This window comes from Saprospiraceae bacterium, from assembly GCA_016717265.1.
Lineage (GTDB): Bacteria > Bacteroidota > Bacteroidia > Chitinophagales > Saprospiraceae > Vicinibacter.
On sequence record JADKFX010000001.1, the window covers coordinates 3699844 to 3725187 of the forward strand.

Annotated in this window: 23 protein-coding genes; 17 read left to right on the plus strand and 6 right to left on the minus strand. The window is 33.7% G+C overall.

Annotated features, from left to right (window positions below):
- Positions 1 to 39: 39 nt before the first annotated feature.
- From rlmB to IPO86_14475, 3 genes are all read left to right on the plus strand, one after another.
- On the plus strand, positions 40 to 777 hold the full coding sequence (gene rlmB, locus IPO86_14465; GenBank protein MBK9729308.1) for a 23S rRNA (guanosine(2251)-2'-O)-methyltransferase RlmB: 738 nt from the start codon (positions 40 to 42) through the stop codon (positions 775 to 777).
- 168 nt (positions 778 to 945) lie between these two features.
- Entirely contained in the window at positions 946 to 1854 is a 909-nt protein-coding gene (locus IPO86_14470; protein ID MBK9729309.1) for a TraB/GumN family protein, read from the plus strand.
- Between the two features lie 30 nt (positions 1855 to 1884).
- Positions 1885 to 2394: a gamma carbonic anhydrase family protein gene (locus tag IPO86_14475; GenBank protein MBK9729310.1), complete on the plus strand. Its 510-nt coding sequence runs from the start codon at positions 1885 to 1887 to the stop codon at positions 2392 to 2394.
- Positions 2395 to 2409: 15 nt separating this feature from the next.
- Here the strand turns inward: IPO86_14475 and IPO86_14480 are convergent, their stop codons facing one another.
- The 3 genes from IPO86_14480 to IPO86_14490 are packed head-to-tail and all read right to left on the minus strand — an operon-like array spanning position 2410 to position 3957.
- Positions 2410 to 2772 (minus strand): YraN family protein, encoded by a 363-nt coding sequence (locus tag IPO86_14480; protein ID MBK9729311.1) that lies wholly within the window; start codon positions 2770 to 2772, stop codon positions 2410 to 2412.
- A gap of 13 nt (positions 2773 to 2785) precedes the next feature.
- A complete protein-coding gene (locus IPO86_14485) occupies positions 2786 to 3094 on the minus strand; it encodes a rhodanese-like domain-containing protein (protein ID MBK9729312.1) in 309 nt (102 codons plus the stop codon).
- A 23-nt stretch (positions 3095 to 3117) separates the two neighbouring features.
- Positions 3118 to 3957 carry a PASTA domain-containing protein gene (locus IPO86_14490; protein ID MBK9729313.1) on the minus strand — a complete coding sequence of 280 codons (840 nt, stop codon included), beginning with the start codon at positions 3955 to 3957 and terminating at the stop codon, positions 3118 to 3120.
- Between the two features lie 388 nt (positions 3958 to 4345).
- On the opposite strand from IPO86_14490, the gene ddlA reads away from it, so the two are divergent.
- The 8 genes from ddlA (at position 4346) to IPO86_14530 (ending at position 10745) form a co-directional block, all read left to right on the plus strand.
- Complete coding sequence (ddlA, locus tag IPO86_14495; GenBank protein ID MBK9729314.1) at positions 4346 to 5440, plus strand: D-alanine--D-alanine ligase; 1095 nt, start codon at positions 4346 to 4348, stop codon at positions 5438 to 5440.
- A 220-nt stretch (positions 5441 to 5660) separates the two neighbouring features.
- Positions 5661 to 6224, plus strand: a complete 564-nt coding sequence (locus IPO86_14500; GenBank protein ID MBK9729315.1) for a porin family protein — start codon at positions 5661 to 5663, stop codon at positions 6222 to 6224.
- 122 nt (positions 6225 to 6346) lie between these two features.
- The gene (locus IPO86_14505) at positions 6347 to 7651 is read left to right on the plus strand and encodes a serine hydrolase (protein MBK9729316.1); all 1305 of its coding nucleotides are present in this window, start codon (positions 6347 to 6349) and stop codon (positions 7649 to 7651) included.
- A gap of 106 nt (positions 7652 to 7757) precedes the next feature.
- Entirely contained in the window at positions 7758 to 8273 is a 516-nt protein-coding gene (locus tag IPO86_14510) for a DUF177 domain-containing protein (GenBank protein ID MBK9729317.1), read from the plus strand.
- 15 nt (positions 8274 to 8288) lie between these two features.
- Positions 8289 to 8495 carry a 50S ribosomal protein L32 gene (gene rpmF / locus IPO86_14515; protein ID MBK9729318.1) on the plus strand — a complete coding sequence of 69 codons (207 nt, stop codon included), beginning with the start codon at positions 8289 to 8291 and terminating at the stop codon, positions 8493 to 8495.
- Between the two features lie 81 nt (positions 8496 to 8576).
- Positions 8577 to 8957, plus strand: a complete 381-nt coding sequence (locus IPO86_14520; GenBank protein ID MBK9729319.1) for a RidA family protein — start codon at positions 8577 to 8579, stop codon at positions 8955 to 8957.
- Between the two features lie 11 nt (positions 8958 to 8968).
- Positions 8969 to 9973, plus strand: a complete 1005-nt coding sequence (trpS, locus tag IPO86_14525; protein ID MBK9729320.1) for a tryptophan--tRNA ligase — start codon at positions 8969 to 8971, stop codon at positions 9971 to 9973.
- Between the two features lie 163 nt (positions 9974 to 10136).
- Positions 10137 to 10745 carry a fumarylacetoacetate hydrolase family protein gene (locus tag IPO86_14530; protein MBK9729321.1) on the plus strand — a complete coding sequence of 203 codons (609 nt, stop codon included), beginning with the start codon at positions 10137 to 10139 and terminating at the stop codon, positions 10743 to 10745.
- A 44-nt stretch (positions 10746 to 10789) separates the two neighbouring features.
- Here the strand turns inward: IPO86_14530 and IPO86_14535 are convergent, their stop codons facing one another.
- The 3 genes from IPO86_14535 to IPO86_14545 form a co-directional block, all read right to left on the minus strand.
- Complete coding sequence (locus tag IPO86_14535; GenBank protein ID MBK9729322.1) at positions 10790 to 12391, minus strand: tetratricopeptide repeat protein; 1602 nt, start codon at positions 12389 to 12391, stop codon at positions 10790 to 10792.
- Positions 12392 to 12550: 159 nt separating this feature from the next.
- A complete protein-coding gene (locus IPO86_14540) occupies positions 12551 to 13492 on the minus strand; it encodes a substrate-binding domain-containing protein (GenBank protein MBK9729323.1) in 942 nt (313 codons plus the stop codon).
- 21 nt (positions 13493 to 13513) lie between these two features.
- Positions 13514 to 14023, minus strand: coding sequence for a Smr/MutS family protein (locus IPO86_14545; protein ID MBK9729324.1), 510 nt, complete (start codon positions 14021 to 14023; stop codon positions 13514 to 13516).
- Positions 14024 to 14334: 311 nt separating this feature from the next.
- On the opposite strand from IPO86_14545, the gene IPO86_14550 reads away from it, so the two are divergent.
- The 6 genes from IPO86_14550 to bglX all read left to right on the plus strand — a co-directional run bounded on the left by IPO86_14550 (position 14335) and on the right by bglX (position 25343).
- Positions 14335 to 17286: a TonB-dependent receptor gene (locus tag IPO86_14550; GenBank protein MBK9729325.1), complete on the plus strand. Its 2952-nt coding sequence runs from the start codon at positions 14335 to 14337 to the stop codon at positions 17284 to 17286.
- Positions 17287 to 17296: 10 nt separating this feature from the next.
- Positions 17297 to 18745: a RagB/SusD family nutrient uptake outer membrane protein gene (locus IPO86_14555; GenBank protein MBK9729326.1), complete on the plus strand. Its 1449-nt coding sequence runs from the start codon at positions 17297 to 17299 to the stop codon at positions 18743 to 18745.
- Positions 18746 to 18856: 111 nt separating this feature from the next.
- Positions 18857 to 20218 (plus strand): beta-glucosidase, encoded by a 1362-nt coding sequence (locus tag IPO86_14560; protein MBK9729327.1) that lies wholly within the window; start codon positions 18857 to 18859, stop codon positions 20216 to 20218.
- Positions 20219 to 20283: 65 nt separating this feature from the next.
- Entirely contained in the window at positions 20284 to 21153 is an 870-nt protein-coding gene (locus IPO86_14565; GenBank protein ID MBK9729328.1) for a hypothetical protein, read from the plus strand.
- Between the two features lie 173 nt (positions 21154 to 21326).
- Entirely contained in the window at positions 21327 to 23009 is a 1683-nt protein-coding gene (locus tag IPO86_14570) for a DUF3131 domain-containing protein (GenBank protein MBK9729329.1), read from the plus strand.
- Between the two features lie 48 nt (positions 23010 to 23057).
- Complete coding sequence (gene bglX / locus IPO86_14575; GenBank protein ID MBK9729330.1) at positions 23058 to 25343, plus strand: beta-glucosidase BglX; 2286 nt, start codon at positions 23058 to 23060, stop codon at positions 25341 to 25343.
- Position 25344 lies beyond the last annotated feature (1 nt).

Genomic DNA, 25344 nt, shown 5'->3' on the forward strand with positions numbered 1-25344 from the left:
TTTTTGAATTGCAAATTTAGTAATAATTTTAAACCTCAAATGGATAAGAAAGATTTAATTCTAGGTAAGAACGCTTTAAGAGAAGCAATCGCTGCCGAAATCAATATTCAAAAAATATTTATTTCCGAAACTTTAGAAAATGAAGAGACGAAGGCTTTATTAAAACTAGCCCGGGCTCATAAAATTCCGATTTTAAGAGTAGCTAAACCAAAATTGGATAGGCTTAGCCGACTCAACCATCAAGGAGTCATTGCGATCACCTCTGCTATTGACTTTTATGAAGCAGCAAGTTTAGTAGATCATGTATTATTTCGGGGTGAAAACCCAGGTCTTTGTATTTGTGATGGTATCACGGATGTTCGAAATTTTGGAGCGATTGCCAGATCAGCAGAAGTATTTGGCATTCATGGTTTAATTATAGGACAAAAAAATAGTGCTCCAATTAATTCCGAATCTATTAAAGCATCCTCAGGAGCTTTACTTTCTTTACCAGTTTGCAGAGAAAAAAATTTACTGCATACCATAAAACAACTAAAATCCATGGGTCTTGTTATTATTAGTGCATCTGAAAAAGCAGATCTCACAATCCGGGAACTGGATATGAAAAAGTCTTTGGCATTCGTTTTAGGTTCTGAAGGCACTGGCGTTTCACCTGAAATTCTGACTGAAACAGATGCCATTGTAAAAATTCCACAAAAAGGAACGATACAATCCTTGAATGTATCTGTTGCAGCAGGAATATTTTTTTATGAATGGATGTTGCAGAATAAATATTGAAATGGACTAATACCTTAAAAGGTGAAATCACAAAAATAAATTATCCTCAAATTCGAAATTCATTTGGCGAAACGTATTGCTCATCATTAAAAACGAATTCACAAATTTAGAATAACATTAAATTATAATCAACTGAAAACATTCATTAGGAATCTAAAAATGCATTATATGAAACTCCCATCACTATTTTTAAAGATTTGTAGTGTTCTTTTAAGTACTCAAATTTTATTTGCTCAGCAGTTAACGCAAACGCTTGAAAATTCACTATTCTGGAAAATTGAAGGAAAAGAATTGAAAGAACCATCCTATTTATTTGGAACGATACATTTAATTCCTGCTTCAGATTACTTTTTACCGGATGGTATCATCCAGGCGATTACCGATTCTAGAAAAGTGTTTATGGAAATTGATGTTGATCAGATGAATGATTTAGGAGCCATGATGACCCTTATGGATAAAATTGTAATGAAAAACGATACGAGTTTAACAGATTTAGTCAACAAAGATGAATACCAACTTTTACAATCATACTTTGAAAAAATTGGTTTGCCATTATCCATGTTTGAACGTATTAAGCCTATGTTTTTAAGTGCAATGGCCGGTGTAGATGGAAATCCTTTTGCTTTAAAAGATGGCAGTTCTAAATCTTATGAATTGGAATTAGCAGAGATCGCCAGGACGCACAATAAAGAAATTGATGGATTAGAAAGTCTTGAATTTCAAATTTCAATTTTTGACAGTATTCCCTATAATGTACAGGCTAAAATGCTATTAGATGCGGTAAGTTCTGCTGAAAAAGGTACTGAGGAAATGAAATTCATGATTCAAAGTTATAAAAACCAAGATCTAAATGCATTAAATCAAACAGTATCCAGTGAAGATCAACATTTGAATCCTTATCTTGAAATGATGTTATACAATCGGAATAAAAACTGGATTCCGATAATGAAATTAGAAATGGCTAAAGGTTCCAATTTTTTTGCAGTTGGTGCTGGTCATCTTGGTGGCGACAAAGGTGTAATTCATTTACTAAAAAATGAAGGTTTTAAAGTCAGTCCCATTAAGCAGAAGAATTAAATGTTGCATTTAAATTAATAATTTATTAGTATGGCATTAATTAAATCTTTGCGCGGTTTTACGCCAGTTTTTGGAGCAGCTTGTTTTTTGGCGGAGAATGCTACGATCATTGGAGATGTAATCCTTGGAAACAATTGTAGTGTTTGGTTTCAAGCAATAATTCGGGGGGATGTACATGAGATCCGAATTGGCAATGAAGTCAATATTCAAGATGGTGCAATTATCCATTGTACTTATGAAAAATCCGGAACCTATATTGGCGACCGCGTTTCTATTGGGCATCGGGCCATTGTGCATGGATGTACCATTCATTCCAATGTTTTAGTTGGTATGGGCTCAATAATTTTAGATCAAGCCATTGTAAATGAAAATGTATTAATTGCTGCGGGTGCTGTTGTTCTTGAAAAATCAATCCTGGAATCTGGTTTTATTTATGCTGGGATTCCGGCAAAAAAAGTAAAAGCATTAGATCCAGAAAATTTTAAATTTCATATTGACCGTACTGCTAAAAATTATCAGCTTTATGCGAGTTGGTTTTAATTTAAAGCCAATCTATTAAAATGCATCTTTAAAATGTTCTAGTTTATGCGTTCCATTTGAATCCAATAAGATTCCGATAATATCAAAACGAATTTCCCAATCATAATTTATTTTATCCATATATGCAGATGCCGCTTCGTGAATCAATAATTCCTTATGTTCGCTTACAAAGGATTCTGGCGGACCGAAATAATCAGAAGTCCTGGTTTTTACTTCAATAAAAACTAAGAGCTCCTCATGTTTTGCGATCAAATCGATTTCTGATTTACTGAAACGCCAGTTGCGTTCTAAAATTTCATATCCTAAGGAACATAAATAAGTTTCTGCAATCGCTTCGCCCAATTTGCCGGTAATCAAATGGGAATTTCCAGGTGGCATACTGAGGATTTAATCAGGAAGGAAACGCTTCCCGCCAAGCAAGCATTCCGCCAAGTAAATTTCGTACATTTTTAAAACCAGCAGTTTCAAACATTTGTTTTGCCATACCACTGCGATTTCCACTTCTACAATACACAATAATTTCCTGATCTGATTTATTTTTAAGTTCTTCAATTTTATAAGGAAGGCCCGTTTGCAAACTTGCTAGTTCACCTCCAATATTAAAATCAGTATGTTCATAAATTTCACGCACATCAATTAATATAAAATCTTCTTTCTGTTCTAACTTGTGTTTTAGTTCTTGTACTGTAATATCCTCCATTTTGATTTTATTTAATTCTAAACTTAATTACATCGTTCAGGCTTTTGCTGAATTATTGTTATTTTAAATTCTGTTCCTAATATAATCGTTTGATCATTGTCTGGTTTTGGTGACTGATCAATTATATATGCAGTTTCCCGATCTGTTATTTCTCCGTCTTCAATTACAGACCCTAATTCAAGTTTTGAAGAACTTAAAAGAAACTTAGCAGCAGCTAAGGTCTGACATAATAAATCTGGAATTGGAACTTCACCTCCTGCTTTTGTAGAAATCACAAATTCTAGCGTATCTCCTTTGTTGATTAATATGTTAGCTTTCCGCTCTGTTGCATTTACAAGCATCATATCTTTATAATACACTTCCAGAATGTGATTTTCAGGTCCTGCATCAAATTTAACTCCCCGAATTTTGGTATTCAATTCAAAAGTATTAAACAACTCTATTTTTTTAAACTCGTATTTTTTTCCATAAAGAACTGGAATTAAATCAGATTGAAATGTTTCCGATTGAAACTTAGTGATTGTAACATAAATGGCTCTACCCCGTTTAACTTTTGACCCAGCAACGGGAATTTGGGATAAAACGATACCACCCGGTTTTCCTTTTACAAATAAAGAATCTGATATTACAATTTCATAACCTCGGGTTCCTGCATGTTTAATTGTATTTTCAAGACTTACCCCCTGGTATTTTGGTAAAATCAATTGCTGCCCATGGTTTGTATAAAAATTCAGAAAAAAAGATTGCAATATCCATAGAATACCAAGGACTAAAAAAATCCTAAGTAAGGTGTGTAAAAAAATCTTGCTCTTGAAAAAATCCAAAAGTTCTGCAAATTTGAAATTGGATGTTTCCTGCTTCATATATTATTAGATCCGATATCGATTCGTATTAGAAATAGGGTCTAAAGATAAGTGAAAATATTGAAAGAAGCGAAGCGGTCTCTAGTATTGGTCTGTATACTTTTTTTTGGTTTAAATCAGTGGCTATTAAAGCCCCAAAATAAGGTACTAATGAAAGTGCTTTATTAAAAAAATCAGGAGTGCAATCAATCTATTTTATAACCACTAGCTGGCTAATTGCTCTCAAATATTATAATTGGACTAAAAATAACAAAGTGCTATAAATAATTCCATACTAATAATACTCGCTATTTGAATACCTACTCAGCCTGGTACTAAGGAAACTGAATTGGTAAAACACTTAAACACTTTCTTATATTTGTGTTTTAAATAATAAATTAGAAATTCTATGACAGCAAGAAAATTAAATATAGGTATCTTGTTTGGAGGCAAATCCGCAGAGCATGAGATTTCATTACAATCCGCAAAAAATATATTGGAAGCATTGGATAAGGAAAAGTACAATCCAATTTTAATTGCAATTGATAAAACGGGGCGTTGGATTACCCATTCGGATGCTAATTTATTATTATCAAAGCCATCTGAATTAAGAAATCTAGTTGACAATTCTTCACAGGATGTTGCCCTAGTTCCACAAAGTAATGGCAAATTGTCTAATTTAAATCAAAGCGAACAATTTCCGATTTTAGATGTCGTTTTTCCAATTTTACATGGACCTTTTGGTGAAGATGGAACGGTTCAAGGTCTCCTCAAACTTGCTAATATTCCTTTTGTTGGAGCGAGCGTTCTTGGATCCGCAGTGGGTATGGATAAGGATGTCATGAAGAGATTGTTGAGGGATGCAGGAATTCCAATAGGAAACTATACATGCGTTTATGCAGAAGATGAATTCCCAACTTTTGAATGGATTCAAAGGGAATTAGGGCTTCCATGTTTTATTAAACCTGCTAACCTTGGATCCTCTGTTGGAATTTCTAAGGTAAACACAGAGGAAGAATACTTATCAGGCCTTAAAATGGCTTTTCAATTTGATACCAAAGTGTTGATTGAAGAATTTATTAAGGCCCGCGAAATTGAATGTGGAGTATTGGGAAATCATAATCCAATTGCAAGTATTCCTGGTGAAATTATCGCTCAACATAATTTTTATTCATACGAGGCTAAATATCTGGATGACAAAGGTGCTTTAATTGAAATTCCAGCAAATCTTTCTGAAGAAATGATTTTGAAAGTCCAAAAACTTGCGATTAAAACCTTTCAGGTTTTATGTTGTGAAGGATTAGGTAGAGTTGATGTTTTCTTAACAGAAGATAACCGCCTATTAGTCAATGAAATAAATACACTACCAGGATTTACAAAAATCAGCATGTACCCAAAAATGTGGGAATATAGTGGGATTCCTTATAGTCTATTGATTGATAAATTAATAGATTTAGCGATCGATCGATTCCAAAAAGAGCAAAAATTAAAGACCAGCTTTTAATAATAGAAAGTTTAAAACTCACCTTAGTTAAAATTCTAATATGTTTGAAACCAGACAATTAGATTTACATAAGTACAAATGTTTCAAAAAACTTGTTGAGTCTTGAGCAGCAAGCTGCAATACCTATAAAAAAATATTAATAAAAGTTTTGAATTAATTAACAAAAGATCTAAACTTGCATTGTTTAAACTCTTATTAATCACTCAAACTTACACAAGTTATGAAAAAACAACTTTTAATTTTAGTACTATTTATGGGCTTATTCAGCGTGAGTAATTATGCTCAAGGCAAGCTTTTCTTAGGTGTTGATCTTGGATTTTCAAGTCAGGATAATGGATTTAACGGCGGCCATGAAACATCAGAATTCGTTATTGCTCCTTCTTTAGGTTATTGGTTAAGTGACAATATGGCTATTGTTGGTCGTGTTGGATATGCAAGCCATGATAATAAAACAGATGATGTAAAAACTTCTGGTTTTGGGATTGGTGCAGAACTTCGCTACGGTTGGCATTTAGGTGATAATACATTTTTATATCTAGCACCTGGCGCTCGTTACGGTTCAGAAAAAACTGAATTTGCTGGTGGAGATGCAACGACTACTGAATTTCAAATTGCAATCCGCCCAGGCGTTGATTACAAAATTGCTGACAAATGGTCAATTGATGCTCATTTTGGTTCTTTGGGTTATACTTCTCAAAGTCCTGAAGTTGGGGATGCTGTGAGTTCATTTGGATTGGATTTATCAATGAGTGCAATCAGTTTTGGAATCTGGTACCATTTCTAGGAAAAATTAATAAAAATATATAAAGCCTTTCGAATTATCGGAAGGCTTTTTTTTTGAATAAATTAAAAATAAACCTAAACGTTTTCAAAAAAATGGAGTCTAAGAGATTTAATCGCTCTTTTATGTCCCTTCGTTTATCAATTTTAATGCTCACTTTAAGTTTTCAAAATCCTTTTAGTCAGTCATTATATTTTCCGCCAACAACAGGATCAACCTGGGAAACAATAGATCCTAAAAGCTTAGGTTGGTGTACAGAAAATTTGGATGCTTTATATAGCTATTTGGATCAAGAAGAATCTAAAGCTTTTATTGTTTTGAAAGATGGTAAAATAGTATTGGAAAAATACTTTGATACATTTACAAAAGATTCATTGTGGTATTGGGCTTCTGCCGGTAAAACTTTAACGGCTTTTTTGGTGGGTATGGCTCAAGAGGAAGGTAAATTAAAATTATCAGATGCCAGTTCAAAATATTTAGGTGTAGGGTGGACTCAGTCTCCACTTGAAAAAGAAAACAAAATCACCATTTGGAATCAACTTACAATGACCAGTGGACTCGATGATGGGGTGAGTGATAATCATTGTACAAAATCAGAATGCTTAGTGTATAAAGCAGAAGCAGGCTCTCGTTGGGCTTATCACAACGCTCCTTACACTTTACTTCGGGATGTCCTTGAAAATGCAACTGGAATGACTGAAAATCAATATATTCAGAGTCGTTTAAAAGCGAAGACCGGGATGACCGGCTTTTGGTTTACTTCAGATTATGACAATGTATACTACAGTACGCCTAGAAGTATGGCAAGATTTGGACTCTTGATTCAAAATCATGGTGTATGGAATACAGACAGTTTATTAAAAGATCAAAATTATTTTGAATCTATGGTAAACCCATCACAACAAATCAACAAATCATATGGATATTTATGGTGGTTAAATGGGAAATCGTCCTTCATGCTTCCAACATTGCAACTTGTAATACCAGGTCCATTATCACCGGAAGCACCCAAAGATATGTTTGCTGGAATTGGTAAAAATGGACAACTCATTTGTATAGTGCCAAGTTTAGGCCTAGTTGTTTTAAGAATGGGCGAATCTACAGGTAAAGACGAAGTATCTATAGTCCTTTGCAATCAAATGTGGCTTCGACTTAATAAGGTACTTTGCAATGCTACCTCCACAAAAAATGACATTTTTTTAAATAATTCGGTTGAAATTTTCCCAAATCCTGTTAATAATACCCTCCAATTAAACACATATAACAATAATACTATATCTAATATTTTGATTTACAATACAATAGGACAATTGAGCTATAATAAACCTTTTATGGGTGTTATTGATTTAACTGGTTTTAAATCTGGATTATATTATATCCAGCTAATGACCGATCGGGGAATAATCATCAAAACCTTTATTAAGACTTAAAATATTTCTTAATAAAATCCCATTAACATACATTTTTTTAATAAAGCTTAAATTCATAAGCATTCTTTTTTATATCTTTGCAAACCATTTTTGAAAACGTTCTCTTATGGATTCATTGAAAGAATATACCATCCCATTAAGAAGCCTTTATCCTGGTCTACATGTCTATAAATGGACATTAGATGCCAATTTTTTTAAAAACTTTGAGCTCAGTCTGGTACATGAAGGTCAGTTTAATGTGGATATGCAATTGGATAAACAAGAAGAATTATCCATCATATTGATACAGATTCAAGGTAAATATCCTTCTATTTGTGATCGATGTCTTGCAGAAATTGAAATTCCAATTGACCAAAGCCACCAGCTTTATATAAAAAACGGAATTGAAAATTCAGAAGATCCCGATTTGATATATCTTCCAATGGAAACAAATGAATTGAAAATGGCAGACATATTATATGATTATGTGTGTCTTTCATTACCCTTATCCCAGGTGATTGATTGTGAAAATTTAAAGGATCCACCTTGTAATATGGATGTTTTAGGGCGAATTCAAAATGAAGAAGGACTTCAATCCGATACCTCGGTTTGGGATGCCTTGAAAAATATTAATAAAAATTGACAAAATCTAAGTGTTATGCCAAATCCAAAATGGAGACACTCCAAACAGCGGAAAAGAAAGAGAAGAACGCATTATAAAGCGGAAACTCCACAATTAGCAACCGATAAAACTACCGGTGCTACACATATATTCCATCATGCACATTGGCATGAAGGATCTATGTTTTATAAAGGCAATGTGGTGATTCAAGGTGCTTCTAGCGAAGCTGCCGCCGAGGCTTAAATTTCAAAAAATTATAAATAAAAAGCTCCCATCTCACCATGTGGAGCTTTTTGTGTTTTAATAAGCTAACATTTAAAATATATGAGAAAAGTAATTTTTACAGACCTTGCACCAAAACCCATTGGGCCGTATAGTCAGGCAATTTTGACTGGGCATACTTTATATGTATCAGGTCAAATTGCCTTAGACCCAAAATCAGGGGAGTTAAAAAACCAAACCATTGAAGAAGAAACACATCGAGTTTTAGACAATTTACAAGCTATTGTGCATGCTGCCGATATGCAGATGACAAACGTTGCAAAATGCACTGTATTTGTAAAAGATATTAAACAATTCAGTGCTATAAATGCAGTTTACAATACCTATTTTCCTGGAGATGCAGCTCCTGCTAGAGAATTAGTAGAAGTTGTTAATCTTCCTCGGTATGTAAACCTTGAGATTTCCTGTATCGCTTACAAATAAATTTTCTACTTATGACCGATCGAAAAAAAATAGTTTTCAGCGGCATTCAACCTACTGGAAAACTTCATCTCGGAAGATATTTTGGGGCCATTGAAAACTGGGTACAGCTACAAGCTGCATACGATTCTATATATTGTATTGTAGATTATCATGCTATGACCATGCCTTATAATCCAGATAAACTCCGCGAAAATGCATGGGACCTCGCCATTAATTTACTGGCTTGTGGTGTGGAAGCCAATCGATTATTTATACAATCTATGGTTCCAGAACATACCGAGCTCCAGTGGATTTTGGGATGTATGTGTAGCTACGGTGAATTAAGTCGAATGACACAATTTAAAGATAAAACCCAACAGGTAAAAGAAAAAGATAAAGATGATTTTGTATCTGCTGGTTTATTTATATATCCAGTTTTACAAGCAGCAGATATTCTTATTTATAATGCAGATTATGTGCCGGTCGGAAAAGATCAAGAACAACATTTAGAACTTACTCGGAATATTGCTGCAAGATTTAACTATGTAACAAAAAAAGATTATTTCAGACTGCCGGAACCACTCTTCACAGAGGTGTCTAAAGTAATGTCAACTGCAGATCCTTTAAAAAAAATGAGTGCAAGTGCTGGAGATAAACATTTTATTGACATGTTTGCCCCGATTGATTCAATCCGAAAACAAATCCGTTCTGCAGTTACTGATACGGGGGAAGTAAAAACCAATGAAATGAGTCCTGGTATACAGAATTTATTCAGTCTATTGAAAGCCAGTAAGTCAAATCGTTATCCTGAATTTATGGATGCTTATCAAAATAAAAACTTGCAATATAGCAGCCTAAAAGATGCGGTCGCAGATGCTATCATTGAAATGGTAATTCCAATTCAAAAGCGAAAAGAAGAATTACTTACAAATAAAAAAGAACTAAAAGATCATATTAAAAAAGCAGGTGCTCAGATTCGTGAAAGGGCTGCACAAACAGTCCGAGATGTAAAATCTTTAACTGGAATTGGTTCCTGAGCCATACCATCAAAACCAGATTGGATGACAATTATAAAACGCAGACAATGTTTTAACTTTGATTGTCTGATGATGTGTATAAAGTTTCTAAAAACTCTTATTTGCATTCTTTTTGATAAACACAAGTATCTTAAATATTAAATAATTTGAAATTAATTAGGTGATGAACATTTTTTGTATTGGGAGGAATTATATGGATCATGCAAAGGAATTAAACAATCCGATACCTAAAGAGCCGGTTGTTTTTATGAAACCCGGCACGGCTGTATTACATAATAATAAGCCATTCTATTATCCTAACTTTACAAAAGACCTGCACCATGAAATTGAGTTGGTATTTAAAATACATAAAAAGGGAAAAGCCATTCAGGAAAATCAAGCACTTTCTTTTATCAGTCACGTGACGGTTGGGATTGACTTTACAGCCCGGGATATCCAACAAAGATGTAAAGAAAAAGGCTTACCCTGGGAAATCGCAAAAGCTTTTGATCATTCTGCAGTGATTGGTAGTTGGATTCCAATTGAAGATTTGGATTTAAATCTTTTGCCATTCACTTTATTAAAAAATGATGAAATCGTGCAGGAAGGAAATAGTAAGGATATGATTTTCAAATTGCCAAATTTGATTGCCTATTTATCAAGCTATTTCACTTTAAATAAAGGGGATCTTATTTTTACAGGAACACCAGCAGGTGTGAGTGCTGTGAAAATTGGAGACCGTCTTATAGGATTACTCGACGGTACTCCATTATTTCAATTTAATATTAAATAAGGACCATTTGATTTTTTCAAATGAATCCTTAAAATTCAATTCAACTATTTATTTTTACTTTGTTTATTTAAAATATCTAAATACGTTTTAGCAGTCTCGTCATTTGGATTTAAATTAAGAACCATATTGCAATAAGACTTTGCCAATTCAATATTCTCAATTTGGACTGAATACCATGCCAAATACGTATATGCTTCAATCAATTTTGCACTATTTTTTACTGGGTCTATGGATGCAAGCTCAATATACTTTTCAAAATAGGGTCTGGCTAAAAACAATTTTTTTTCTGGATCTAATTCTATATTAATAAGTGCCCTGGTGTACCATCCCCAATCATATTTTGGACTGGCTGCAAGTATTTTACCAAAGGTAGAATCTGCTACTAGAAATTTTCCTTGAATTTTCTGAGAAAGTCCAAGATAAACTAATTCATTATTTGTTAAAGATGCTTTAGCTTCTTTCAATAAATACCATTTTTCAGCTTTATCAAAACGTTTACCATCATATAATGCCTTTGCTAAATTGCTGCTTATATCCAATGCTTTTTCTGGTTGTAAATCCATCAACTGGATATAAAATAATTCAGCAGTATCCATTAAATTTAATTTTGATGCCGCTTTTGCTGCATATTCAATATCAGATGGATATGTTTTACGATTTAAAGTATCTTTTTTAATTTCTTCAAATAAGCTGAAACTTGATTTCAATGAATTTTTATAATCACTGATTTCGAAATAAGACCATGCTAACCATCTGTGTAATGTATATTGTTTTGGATTTAAAATCACCAGTTGACTCCCTTCATCAATGGCTCGTTTGTAATCTTTTGCCTGATAAGCCAAAAATTTTACCAACCTAACTTTTGCATCAATGTCGCTACCAGTTAAGGAAACATACTTATCTAATATTGGAACTACCTTGTCAAATTTTCGAGTTGCTATATAGAGTTCATAAAGATCTTTATAAGCAATTGCATAGTCTGGTTTTATTTTGATTGCATTTTCTAAACGCTCAATTGCCAGATCCGTTTGTTTTCCTGCGGTCCATATTCTAGACATTTTTACGTAGGTTTCTACTTTGTTTTTATCTTTTTCAACTGCTGTTTCATAAGCAGTCATCGCGTCCCCTAAATTTCCTTTAATTTGATTTGCATCTCCCAATGCAATCCAATACTTTGCTTGTTTTGGATCCAGATCTCTAGCTTTTGTCAAATAATTAATGGCAATATCTGGATTGGGCTTTTTATTATATAAGTACGCCATACCAACCAAAGCATGAATATGATGGTTTTTGGAATTTCCTTTCAACGCAGTTTCAAAATGCTTTTTAGCAGGTTCCATTCGATTTTCATCATAATCTAGTCTCCCTAAACCAATATGACATTCATCACATTTAGAACTTATAATCAAGCCTTTGTCATAAGCCTTTCTGGCTTCTAAAGGATTCTCCATTGCATAATAAACTTCCCCTATATAATAATTGTAGATAGGATTCTTAGCATCGGTTTGTGCAAGTTTATTCAATGTATTTAAAGCTGCAGTAAAGTTCTCATTCTCTAAATGAGTGATAGCTTCTGCCAAATTTTGGGAGTTTATTGCTGACAAAGCAATAAAAAAAGTACATAGTACAAAAAGGCTTTTTTTCATATTTAAGCTGATTTTTTCTAAAATGACGGCAAAAATAAGATTTTTCATTGTTTCAATCTTTTAGTTTTTAAGGAAAACACTTCCTTGATTCTATTCTGTTTGACGTAAAAGTAGGCCTATACGTTCGGGAACTTTAGTTAAATTATGATTAAATCTGTATTATTCGACTACTTTAAAGCTTTCTGATTTCAATTCTATCCATCGTTCGGTTTGAAAAATCGGTAAAAGCCCCGCTTTTAATAAAATTTTTTGCCCGATTTCACCTGTAACAAAAGAAGCAAAACCTAAGCCAAGATCACTTTTACCCGAACAACTTATAAAATACAAAGTTCTTGATAGTGGGTATTTTTGATCCTGAAGCAAATATTGGTCTGGCAGTAAAAAGCCAATTTGTATAGAATCCTTTGGGCGAGTAATTCCTAAAACTCTTAATTCTTTTAACCTGGACTGCTGTTTTGTATCATCAGAATCACTAAATTCAAGCCAATCGACAATTGCCAAAGCCTTCGGATTGCCTTCTAAATAATTTAAAATAGCATCTTTATCTGGTAAAGTATAAACATTCGAAGCAAAAGAATCTGCCTGGATTTTTTCTAAAATATAGCGCGCTATCCCAGAGTTTACATCTTCAATCAGAACCGTTTTGAATGGAATATGATCCTGTTTATGACCCTTACATAAATTTATAAAATCTTCAAATAGGATGGTTGAATCCTTTTGTTCTTTGGAAGTCAATAATGCTAAAGCTCCTATTGCAAATGGAAACGATCGAGGATGAATTTGTTTAGAATTGAAATATTTAATTTCAAAATTATTCAAAGGTCTGCAAGAGATAATTGTTTTAATGCTATCTGTTCCAAGCATTTTATAAATGGTAGATTCATTTTCATATTTTATATTTAAGCTTGCATACTTATAGGTTTTTTCAAAAATGTCTTCCTCTTGTTCCATAATATTGCGAATTTGTTGATCACACGCAATGGATATATATCCCTTTGTTGGAGTACTTTCTGTTGTCTTTTTCCCTTGACAGGAAGTGTTTATAAATACTGCACTCAAGAAGATCAAAAAACGATCTATTAGAAAATATTTTTTAACCATAATTTACAATATAAATTCAAATTAACTATGCATCCAGATTTCTAAAGCACCTTTGTCGGGCGTTGAAGAAACTAGATTGACTTCTTTGTAATCCTGAATCAATAATTCAACAGCAGCTTTAAGTTTACCCTGTCCTCTACCGTGTATAATTCTTATAAATGGAAATTTTTTTTGAATTACTTTTTCTAAAAACTCTTTACACTTTTCTAATTGAAACTCGATTATATGAGTATGCGGATTATTTACTCGTTCTGGTGCTAATTTTTCATAATGCAAGTCAATTACATGATCAAAAACGATAGCTTGCTTAATCGGGGCGAATTGGAGCGGTAAATCCTCTTCAAGCATTGTCAAAAGGATATCAGGACTTGGCTCCTCCGTGGACTCAAGATCTTCAACTGGTACTATTAAAAGTTTGTCATGAACTTTTACGTATGCTTGTTGAGAAGGATGAATACCTTCAAAACTGCCCCTGATATCTCGAGACTTAATTCTAACCCAATCGCCGATCCAATATTCTGACAATTCCATAATTCCGATTAAACTAACAAGCAATTTATCAAATTGATTTGGGTAAACATAAGATATTTCTATTTTACAAAACGTTTCAATAAGTTTTTTGCAATTCGATTCATGAATAAAAATTGAATTATTTTAATAAAATATAGAATTCTATAGCGGATATCCTCATTTATTTTTAAAATTCAGCAACAATTCAAATTTCTGACAATTATTCGAAACAATTTAATATAAGCCAAATGAAAACCTGATTTCAACAGAATTAAAATAATCATAAAAAGTCATTTTAAATTGATAAATTTGAAGAATTAAAAAAATTATAGATGCCTTTAAAACTTCCATGGTTCATTCTGTTCCTAATCTGCTTTGGAACAGTATATTCCCAAAAAATCATTGAAGGTCAGGTCTTTGATGAAAATAATCAAACCTTACCCGGAGCCGTAATTCGCATATTAAATACTACAAAAGGCACCATTGCAAATGAAAATGGAGTATTTTCTATTGAAGCAGGAATTGGTGCAACACTTGAAATTTCATATACAGGATTTGTAATTCAACTTTTAACAGTCTCTGATGAGCGATTTATAAAGATCCAACTAATCGCTTTAAATCAAAAGCTCGACGAAGTAGTTGTTGTGGGTTATGGTACTGCCAGAAAAAAAGATCTGACGGGTTCATCAACAAATATCAAAGGTTCTGATTTGACGAATATTCCAGCTTTAACTGCAACTCAAGCAATTCAAGGGAAAGCAGCCGGTGTGCAAGTTATCAATAATGGGGCTCCCGGATCTGCTCCAACCGTGCGGATAAGAGGTACCGGAAGTATTTTAGGGGGTGTAGAACCACTTTATGTTGTAGATGGTGTCCTCACTGGAGATATCCGAAATATCAATAATTCTGATATTTTATCAATAGACATATTAAAAGATGCTTCCTCCACTGCAATTTATGGGGTAAGAGCTGCTAATGGCGTGGTGGTTATTACCACTAAAACTGGTAAAAAAAATTCCTTAGAAATTAATTACCAGGTGCAAGGAGGAGTGCGGTTAGTGTCCAATAAAGTAGAAATGGCAAAATCCAATTTGTACGCAATCTATTCTAATGAAGCTGCCGGAGCGTTTGAAATAATTGATAGCGATATTAGCGCCAAAACAGATTGGTTAAATGAAATTACACGACCTGCTATGAGTCATCAACACCATTTATCTGTGCATGGAGGTGGCGATAAAAACAAATTTTTTATTGGAGCTGGGTACCTTAAAGAGGAAGGATTATTAATGGGTAGTGATTATGAAAGAATAAATTTAAGAATTAATAATCAAGTTGAATTATCCAACAAAATTAAAATTGGAAATACCTTAACTTTATCCCGATTTCTAACCAACAATAAACCAATAAGTGTCTTTACGCAAGCTTATCTTGCATCTCCAATTTATCCAGCAAAATTAAATGATCAAAGTTTTGGATTTACAGATAAAAGCAATGTCGGAAATCCTTTAGCAACATTAGCATACACCCATGATAAAAGTTGGGGAGCAAGGATACTTGGAAGCTTATTTGGTGAATATTCAATCCTGGAATCTTTAAAATTTAATACCAGTTTTGGTTTAGATGCCGCCCATAATACAGGTCAAATATATACGCCTGTATATCGTGTAAATGGAGTACAAAAAAATGAGCGCAGCAGTTTAAGTATTTTAAAAACAGATCTATATAACTGGGTTTGGGACAATTACGTTAGTTACATTCCAACATTAAATAATATTCATTTTTTAAAATTTACTGTTGGCCATTCTGCAGAACGATTTGATGGAAAATTTGTATCTGGTTTGAAAAAAGATATTCCACCACAAGAACAATATTGGAGTTTTGATTATGGTGATCCGAATTCTATTGAATCAAAATTTGGCAATGACGGCCAATATGGAAGCCGGGAATCTTATTTCGGAAGAATTAATTATGCATTTGATGAAAAATATTTACTCAATGCTTCCTTAAGACGCGATGGTGCCTCAAAATTTGCTGCGCGCAATCGGTGGGGCTGGTTTCCTGCAATTGGACTTGGATGGCAACTTTCAAGAGAAGATTTTTTCAAAAATACTTTAGCAGTTGTGAATGAATTAAAACTTAGAATTAGCTATGGATTAAATGGAAATGACAATATCAATCCGAGTCAGTTTGCAACTCAATTTCAAGGTGGATTATTAGCACCATTTGGTGATCAACTCCAACCAGGCACAATTCCAGTAGACATCATTGATCCCGATTTAAAATGGGAAGTCGCAAAAGAATTTGATTTTGGAATCGAAGGATTAGCATTTGACCGGCGTTTAAATTTTGAAATAGATCTCTACAACAAACTTGTGAATGACGCCCTCTATATTGTAAAGCTACCTGCAACTACAGGAGATGATGAATATCTTACAAATGCTGCCACTATAAGAAATAAAGGAATTGAATTATCCATAGGTTGGACACCTAAAAACAAACATCGATTTACGAATATAATTCAAGCGAATATCACCTTTAATTCAAATAAAGTGGAAAATATTGGTTTAGGACAAGCCTTATCAGATGGCAGTCTTAATAATGGCTGGCTAGCAACGCAAACGCTTGCTGGTTATGAAATCGGATCTTTCTATGTATTCAAAACGGATGGGCTGTTTCAAACACAGACAGAAGTAGATTCTTATCCCCATTTAATTGGTACTCAACCCGGTGATTTTAAAATTCTTGATGTCAATGGGGATGGAGTAATTGATGCAAAAGATCGCATCCATGAGGATTCGTATCAACCAAAAGTTTATTTTGGTATCTCCAATAATCTTAGTTGGAAAAACTGGAATTTGAATATTGATATATACGGTAATCTTGGAAATAAAGTATTCAATGGAAAGAAAACGCAACGATCTTTAGGTTCTAATTTTAATATGGAATATGATGAAGCAAATAAGCGTTGGCAAGCTTCCAATCCGACAAATGAATATCCAAGGGCGTCCAATAGAAGAAGTGAACCACTTGATTATTATCTTGAATCCGGTAGTTTTATACGACTCAATAATGTAAGTCTAAGTTATACTTTTAAAAAACAAGATTTTCTAAAAATCAAAACAAAAAATCTTCGTGTATTTTTAACAGCACAAAATGCATTTACCTGGAAAAAATATACTGGTTTTACTGCTGAACTTCCAGGCAAACCATTGAATTCTGGAATTGAATTAAATGCATATCCAACAAATGCAGTTTATATGATGGGCATTCAAGTCGGTTTTTAAATTTAACATTATGAAAAAAATTCTGTATTTTAGTTTCTTGATTTCAATGCTATCTTGCCAACCAGAATTTCTGGAAGAATCTATTCGAAATCAGAGTCCAATTGATTTTGCAAATAACGGCAATCCTTCAGAAATCGTAACTGCCGTATACAATAATCTCTATACCTGGGAACAGCATTCATTTGCCTGGATTGGTATTAGCAGTATTACTTCAGACGATGCAGATAAAGGGAGTGTAGCATCAGATCTTGGTACAGATAAGCATGATTTGGATAACTGGACATTTACACCAAGTTCTATTTCATTTAATGATATCTGGATTGGAAACTTTAGAGGTATTGCACGCGCCAATCAAGCCTTAAAATATTTACCAGAATTTGCTGCCCTTGCACCACAAATAAAATCAAGATATATTGCCGAAGTTAAGTTTCTAAGAGCCTATCATTATTTTAATTTGGTACGAATGTTTGGAGGCGTACCAAAATTAGAAAAAGTGCCTATTTCTCCTGAAGAAATTGCAAGCGCAAATGTGCGTTCTACCAGAGAAGAAATATATTCTTTAATTGAAGCAGATCTTCAAGAAGCTTCCGCCATCCTTCCAAATTCTTATACTAGTGCTGATTTGGGGAGACCCACGAAGTGGTCTGCCAAAGGGCTATTAGCAAAGGTTTCAATGTATCAAAAAAAATGGTTAAATGTGATCTCTAATTGTGACGAAATTATTCGTTCACAACAATTTGATTTATTGGATGATTATGCAAAAATCTGGAGGGAAGTTGGAGAATTTTCTACTGAGTCTTTATGGGAAATAAATGCAAAAGGGGATGACCCTTCAAAAGGAATACAACAATATAATGAAGTCCAAAGTCCACGAGGAGGATCTAATGATCGCGGTTGGGGATTTAATGTTCCAAGTCAAAATTTAATCCAATCTTATGAACTCAATGACAAACGAAAAGCGGCAACCATATTAAATGTTCCACAAACTACCTGGGATGGAAGTTATACAACCGAAGGCACTGTAGGGCCATTTTATAATTACAAAGCATTTGTAAGCAGAACACAGGAAACCTGGAATGGTAATAATTCTCAGACAAATAAAAACCTTCGAATACTTCGATATGCTGAAATTTTATTGATGAAAGCAGAAGCAGAAAATGAAATGGGGAATTCTATGGAAGCCTTGATTTCTTTAAATTTAGTTCGAAAACGTGCAGGCCTGCAAGACACTAGTGCACAGCTTCAAAATGAGATTCAACAACTTATTTGGAATGAACGGAGAATTGAATTAGCCTTTGAACATGATCGTACTTTTGATCTTAGAAGACAAGGGCGCGCTGGAGTCGTTTTGAGAGCTCATGGTAAAAATTATATTGATGGTAAACATGATTTATTTCCAATTCCACAAATACAAATTGATTTAAGCAATGGAAAATTAATTCAAAACCCTCTTTATTAAGTGCATTAAATCCAGCTGCTTTTTATTATTTTAGTTTTTATATTCTTTCGTATTTCAAAATTTATTTGCGCTATTTGATCAACTGATAAGAAAAAGGATTCCAAGTTTCCTATGAAAAATCCAGCATTAAAACATCCAAAAAAACGTTTCAAAATTAATTATTTTATTGCGATTGGAATTGGACTTTGTGTTTTTGTAATCTCGTTTTGTTCAATTCAATTAAAGCCAGGTTTTATTCCAAAAAAGATGGATGACGATACTTTATTAGAGCTCGTTCAAAGACAGACATTCAGCTATTTTTGGGATTTTGCGCACCCTGTTAGTGGTCTAAGCAGGGAACGCAGTAATGTGACAGATTATGGCCCAGAAGTAATAACGATTGGTGGTTCTGGTTTTGGTGTAATGTCTATAATTGTTGCTACAAATCGAAAATGGATTACCCGAGATACCGCAGTTACACAATTATTGAAAATTTTGCGATTTCTTCAAAAAGCAGATTCCTATCATGGGATATTTCCTCATTGGTTAAATGGTGAAACTGGGAAAGTATTTCCATTTAGCAGCTATGATGATGGTGCAGATTTAGTTGAAACGTCTTATTTATTCCAAGGTTTACTTTGCGTTCGACAATATTTTAATGCAGAAAATCCAAACGAAATTGAACTCAGAAATCAAATTAATAATTTGTGGCATCGGGCAAATTGGAATTGGCATACAAACGGGACTAAAGATAGTTTATACTGGCATTGGAGTCCTAAATTTGGTTGGAAAATGAATTTTCCTATTAAAGGGTATAATGAATGTTTAATTACTTACATATTAGCAGCTTCATCACCTAGTTTTCCAATTGATCCTAGTCTATACCATAACTGCTGGACAAATAGTTCGTTTTTTAAAAATGGAAAATCTTTTTACAATTATATATTACCACTAGGGTTTGATTTTGGCGGACCCTTGTTTTTTGCACATTATTCATTTCTTGGGCTTGACCCAAGAGGTCTAAAGGATCGCTATTCAAATTATTGGCTCCAAAACCAGAACCACAGTTTGATTAATTTCCAATATTGTCAGGCGAATCCAAAAGCGTTTCCATTGTATGGTTCTACTTGCTGGGGTTTGACCGCCAGCGATACCCGCAATGGCTATTCGGCACATTCACCTACCAATGACCTTGGTGTCATTTCCCCAACAGCTGCATTGTCTTCATTTCCTTACACTCCGAAAGAATCTATGGATGCACTTCGATTTTTCTATTATAAACTTGGAAATCAACTTTGGAGTCCTTTTGGATTTAAAGATGCATTTAGTACAGACCTTACATGGATAGCTGAATCTCATCTTGCGATTGACCAAGGACCGATCATCATTATGATAGAGAATTATCGAACAGCTTTACTTTGGGATCTGTTTATGAGTTGCCCTGAAATACAAAACGGACTTAAAACGTTAAATTTTACCAGAGATTCTATATAATACAACTAAATTGGTATTCAATTTGTCTTAACTTTGTAGAAACCCATTTTAAAACAATATAAATTATGATAAAATTAAAAACAAGTAAATTATTAATCCTGGCATTAACCGCTATGATTTTTATTAATTGCAGTGACAATGATGATGCTAGTTTGCCACCAATCGGGGGTTATAACAAAGCAGATGACGTTGCTTCAGCAAATTTGGTTGCCTATTTTGCGTTTAATGGAAATGGTATTGAATCCAAATCTAATGCTTCTCCAAGTAATTCTGTGAATAGTTCATTTGCTGCAGGCAAAAAAGGACAAGCATTGAGTTTGAATAAAGGGTATTTACTTTACAACGAAATCGCAGCATTGAATAATTTACCAAGTTATTCTGTATCTGCGTGGATTAATATTTCAAATAATAAAATATCGGCTACGCCTATATTCTCTCTTGCAAGACCAGGCGAATGGGCTGGTAATATTAACTTAATGTGTGAGACTGCTTGGTTTCCTGCATCTAGTGACACTTTAGTTGTAAAAGGATTAAATGTATCTAAAGTTGGGGTTGATTTTTCATGGCAGGACACCAGAAATGAGCCTTCTAAAGGCGGCGTTCAGGCGTTCTCTGGAGCTGGAAAATGGACTCAAGCGATCATTGTTTGGGATGCTGTTGCAAGCACCTTTAAAGCATATGGTAATGGCGTTAAAATTTCTAATCCAGATTGGGAATTAAGACTTCATAACAACAACCCGATTGGCGGATTAGTATTTTCTTTACCAACTCGAGTAGTCATTGGAGCTTATGGAACAAATGCAGGTTTAGGAGGTACTGAAGAAGCTTGGCAAGTGCCTTTAACTGGATCCGTAGACGAAGTAAGAGTCTTCAATAAAGCATTGACAGATGCCGAAATCGATGCACTTTATAAATTAGAAAATGCAGGACGGTAAAACATAATTGTAAATTAAAATAAAAAAGAGCTTGCTTAAAATAAACAAGCTCTTTTTTATTTTAATGATTCTCCATCAAATTGTACATTCAACTTTCTTAAAATTAACTATCTCTGAATCCTGTGATGAACACAATTTCTATAAAGTATTTTTTCAAAAGTAACACAAATAAAATGACTTTCTGTTGGGGTTTACACGAGGCTTATAGATCCCTATTCTTATTTCTTTCTGTATTTATAAATGCATGTGATTCAACGAATGACTTAACAAATCCACCAACAAGCTTAAATCTAGAATTAATAGATTGTTATGCAGATCAGAAATCCTTAAATAAACTCGTATTTGATGTCAATTTAAATACCACATTGAGATTGGTTTTTTCTGAAGCATTAGATAGTTCTAGTGTTAAAAATAATCTTTATATTTGGAAAGATAATCGGATCGCAACCTCGTATCAATTTAATTTAACAGAAAGTGACTCTGTGCTTATTGTAAAATTTGATTCCTCATTAATACCATTTTCAAAATATTTTATAGATATTAGAAAAAACCTAAGCGCTACAACAAAACATATTTTGTATTCAGATCTTAGCAGGTCATTTATTACTTCACCAGATACAACAGATAAATTTAACCGATTAGATATACAAACCCTCTTGGACACGATACAACAAGCAAGTTTTAGATATTTTTGGGATTTTGCTCATCCTGTTAGTGGACTTATTAGAGAGCGAAATACATCTGCCGATATAGTAACCACAGGTGGTAGTGGATTTGGTATTATGGGTATTGTGATTGCAACAGAGCGTGGTTGGATTAGTCGATCCGAAGTCGTTGATCGCATCCTTAAAATCATGAATTTTATTGAAACTAAAGTACAAAAATATCATGGTGTTTTGCCCCATTGGTTAAATGGTTCAAGTGGAACCATCATTCCATTCAGTACAAATGATAATGGTGGTGACCTCGTAGAAACATCTTATTTTGTTGCTGGACTCTTGACTGCAAGGCAATATTTTAACTCCAATGACATAAAAGAGGAAAGCCTAAGAACTACGATAAATAAATTTTATGATGAAGTTGAATGGGATTGGTATCAAAAAAATGGACAGAATGCATTATACTGGCATTGGAGTCCAGATAAACAATGGATCCTGAATTTTCAAATTCAAGGCTGGAATGAAGCACTCATTGTTTATATTCTGGCTGCTTCTTCAAACACACATGCAATTCAAGCGGATGTGTATCATGAATCTTGGGCAAGAAATGGAAAAATAAAAAATGGAAATTCTTATTTTCAAATAGAGCTTCCATTGGGCCCACCTAATGGAGGACCCTTGTTTTTCTCACATTATTCATTTCTAGGAATAGATCCAATGGGATTAAAAGATCGGTATGCTGATTATGAATTACAAGTAACCAACCACAGTCTTATAAATTACAAATACTGCATATCAAATCCTAGAGGATATTATGGTTATAGTTCTTCATGCTGGGGATTGACAGCAAGTGATGTGCCCGGTGGATATTCTGCAAATGAGCCAAATAATGACAAAGGTGTTATTTCACCAACAGCCGCAATTTCTTCTATTCCTTTCACACCCAATGAATCAAAGCAAGCACTAGAATTTTTTTATTATAAATGGGGAAATCGCTTGTGGAATAATTTTGGTTTCATAGATGCATTTAGTTTACACCATTATTGGTTTGCACAATCCACGCTCGCCATTGATCAAGGTCCAATTTTAATTATGATAGAAAATCACAGAAGCAAATTAATTTGGAATCAATTCATGAGCTGTAATGAAATAAAACGAGGCATGGAATCATTAGGCTTTTCAAGTCCACATTTTTAATCTTACATGGACTTCAATAAATTTAATTAACTTGAGCATTTTGAAATAATGAAAATACAATTCACCATCCGAAATTTTCTTTTCCTTTTATTTTACTTCCTTGTTTTTAAAACTGAATGTCAGGTATCACAAAGTAAAATGGATCTTTTTATCGAAGGTCTTATGAAAAAAATGACACTTGAAGAAAAGATAGGTCAATTAAATTTACCATCCATTGGATTTGATATTACCGGACCTTTATTAAGTAAAGATGTTGAAAGTAAAATACAAAAAGGACTTGTAGGAGGTGTTTTTAATACCTACACCGTGAATGCCGTTAAAAAATTACAGGATTTTGCCATTACAAAAACACGTTTAAAAATTCCCTTATTATTTGGTTTTGACGTTATTCATGGACACCGCACAATTTTTCCTATTCCTTTAGGTTTGTCTTGTTCTTGGAATCTGAGTCTTATAGAAAAAACCGCAAATGCTGCAGCTTTAGAAGCAAGTGCAGAGGGATTATGTTGGACCTTTTCACCGATGGTAGATATTTCGAGAGATCCACGATGGGGCCGTGTTTCAGAAGGAGCTGGTGAAGATCCATTTCTTGGATCTATGGTAGCAAATGCATATGTTCAAGGATATCAAGGTAGCCAATTGGATTCTAATTCTACCATTATGGCCTGTGTAAAACACTTCGCACTTTATGGCGCAGCAGAATCAGGACGCGATTATAATACAGTAGACATGAGTCTTGTAAAAATGTATAACGACTATCTCCCACCTTACAAAGCTGCCATTGAAGCTGGTGTTGGTACTGTTATGACTGCATTCAATGAAATCAATGGGATACCTGCTTCTGGAAACAAATGGTTGTTGATGGATTTATTGCGAAATCAATGGAAATTTAATGGATTTGTAGTTACCGATTATACAGCAATTAACGAAATGGTAGCGCACGGATATGGAAATGAAAAAACAGTATGCACGAAAGCTTTGAAAGCTGGAGTTGAAATGGATATGGTTGGTGAATTATACCTAAAACATTTAGCACAATTAGTCAAAGAAAAAAAAATAAAGCATTCGGAAATTAATCGCGCCTGCAAACTCATTTTAGAAGCTAAATACAAACTTGGACTTTTCTCTGATCCCTATAAATTTATTCGAAGTGAAAAGGAAAAAACAGAAATCAGAACCGCTGATAAACTTGCTTTAAGTTTAGAAGCCGCTATAGAAAGTATGGTTCTCTTAAAAAACAAAAACCAGATTCTCCCTTTAAAGAAAGATCAAAAAATCGCATTTATAGGACCCTTTGTTAAAGATAAAAGAAACTTAATAGGAAATTGGAGTGGTGCGGGTGATTTTAAACTCGCTGTCAGTGTGTGGGAAGCATTGGAACAAAATATTGGCTTGCAAAATATTGTATACGCAAAAGGATGTAATGTATTAGAAGATGAAAAGTTAATTAAAAAATTAAATGAACATGACGGTCAAATAATATTAGAGAAACATTCTCCAGAGGCGTTAATTTTAGAAGCCATCGAAACATCCAAATCTGCGGATGTGATCGTAGCGATGTTGGGTGAAACTTTTGGGATGTCTGGTGAGGCTGCTTCAAGATCTGATATCCGTTTACCTGAAAATCAGATAAACTTATTAAAAGCACTTAAAAAAACCGGAAAGCCAATTGTTTTGTTGCTCATGAATGGTCGGCCTCTTTGTCTGGAATGGGAAGATGAACATATGGAAGGAATACTTGAAACCTGGTTTGCAGGTTCTCAAGCCGGGGAAGCTATTTATAAAGTATTGTATGGTGAAGCCATTCCATCTGGAAAAATCACAATGAGCTTTCCAAGAAATATCGGTCAAATTCCGATATATTATAATGTTAAAAATACAGGTCGCCCATTAGATTTAAATCAAAAATATACTAGTAAATATCTGGATGTTGAAAATGATGCTTTATATCCGTTTGGTTATGGACTTAGCTATACTGAATTTAAGTATAAAAATTTACAAATTGACAAAAAGCAATTGCATCTTAAGGATAGTTTAATCGTTTCCATTGAAGTTGAAAATACAGGTCCCTTTGATGCCACAGAAACTGTTCAGCTTTATATACAAGACAAAATAGGTAGCATTACCAGACCTGTAAAAGAACTCAAAGGATTTAAAAAAATTTACCTAAAAAAAGGAGAAACTAAACAGGTTAAATTTACCATACGGGAACCTATGTTGCGATTTTATAATGAATCCCTAAAATTTAAATCAGAATCCGGAGAATTTCAGATTTTTATAGGAAAAAATTCACGCGACCTAGAAAATACTTATTTTCATTTAATTTTACCTTAGT

Coding starts and splice junctions, on each gene's coding strand:
- trpS (MBK9729320.1), top strand. CDS start 8,969: ATGACCGATCGAAAAAAAATAGTTTTCAGCGGCATTCAACCTACTGGA.
- IPO86_14505 (MBK9729316.1), top strand. CDS start 6,347: ATGTCCCTTCGTTTATCAATTTTAATGCTCACTTTAAGTTTTCAAAAT.
- IPO86_14510 (MBK9729317.1), top strand. CDS start 7,758: ATGGATTCATTGAAAGAATATACCATCCCATTAAGAAGCCTTTATCCT.
- ddlA (MBK9729314.1), top strand. CDS start 4,346: ATGACAGCAAGAAAATTAAATATAGGTATCTTGTTTGGAGGCAAATCC.
- IPO86_14500 (MBK9729315.1), top strand. CDS start 5,661: ATGAAAAAACAACTTTTAATTTTAGTACTATTTATGGGCTTATTCAGC.
- IPO86_14475 (MBK9729310.1), top strand. CDS start 1,885: ATGGCATTAATTAAATCTTTGCGCGGTTTTACGCCAGTTTTTGGAGCA.
- rlmB (MBK9729308.1), top strand. CDS start 40: ATGGATAAGAAAGATTTAATTCTAGGTAAGAACGCTTTAAGAGAAGCA.
- IPO86_14565 (MBK9729328.1), top strand. CDS start 20,284: ATGATAAAATTAAAAACAAGTAAATTATTAATCCTGGCATTAACCGCT.
- IPO86_14545 (MBK9729324.1), bottom strand. CDS start 14,023: ATGGAATTGTCAGAATATTGGATCGGCGATTGGGTTAGAATTAAGTCT.
- IPO86_14560 (MBK9729327.1), top strand. CDS start 18,857: ATGAAAAATCCAGCATTAAAACATCCAAAAAAACGTTTCAAAATTAAT.
- rpmF (MBK9729318.1), top strand. CDS start 8,289: ATGCCAAATCCAAAATGGAGACACTCCAAACAGCGGAAAAGAAAGAGA.
- bglX (MBK9729330.1), top strand. CDS start 23,058: ATGAAAATACAATTCACCATCCGAAATTTTCTTTTCCTTTTATTTTAC.
- IPO86_14570 (MBK9729329.1), top strand. CDS start 21,327: ATGACTTTCTGTTGGGGTTTACACGAGGCTTATAGATCCCTATTCTTA.
- IPO86_14535 (MBK9729322.1), bottom strand. CDS start 12,391: ATGAAAAAAAGCCTTTTTGTACTATGTACTTTTTTTATTGCTTTGTCA.
- IPO86_14540 (MBK9729323.1), bottom strand. CDS start 13,492: ATGGTTAAAAAATATTTTCTAATAGATCGTTTTTTGATCTTCTTGAGT.
- IPO86_14555 (MBK9729326.1), top strand. CDS start 17,297: ATGAAAAAAATTCTGTATTTTAGTTTCTTGATTTCAATGCTATCTTGC.
- IPO86_14480 (MBK9729311.1), bottom strand. CDS start 2,772: ATGCCACCTGGAAATTCCCATTTGATTACCGGCAAATTGGGCGAAGCG.
- IPO86_14550 (MBK9729325.1), top strand. CDS start 14,335: ATGCCTTTAAAACTTCCATGGTTCATTCTGTTCCTAATCTGCTTTGGA.
- IPO86_14520 (MBK9729319.1), top strand. CDS start 8,577: ATGAGAAAAGTAATTTTTACAGACCTTGCACCAAAACCCATTGGGCCG.
- IPO86_14470 (MBK9729309.1), top strand. CDS start 946: ATGAAACTCCCATCACTATTTTTAAAGATTTGTAGTGTTCTTTTAAGT.
- IPO86_14485 (MBK9729312.1), bottom strand. CDS start 3,094: ATGGAGGATATTACAGTACAAGAACTAAAACACAAGTTAGAACAGAAA.
- IPO86_14530 (MBK9729321.1), top strand. CDS start 10,137: ATGAACATTTTTTGTATTGGGAGGAATTATATGGATCATGCAAAGGAA.
- IPO86_14490 (MBK9729313.1), bottom strand. CDS start 3,957: ATGAAGCAGGAAACATCCAATTTCAAATTTGCAGAACTTTTGGATTTT.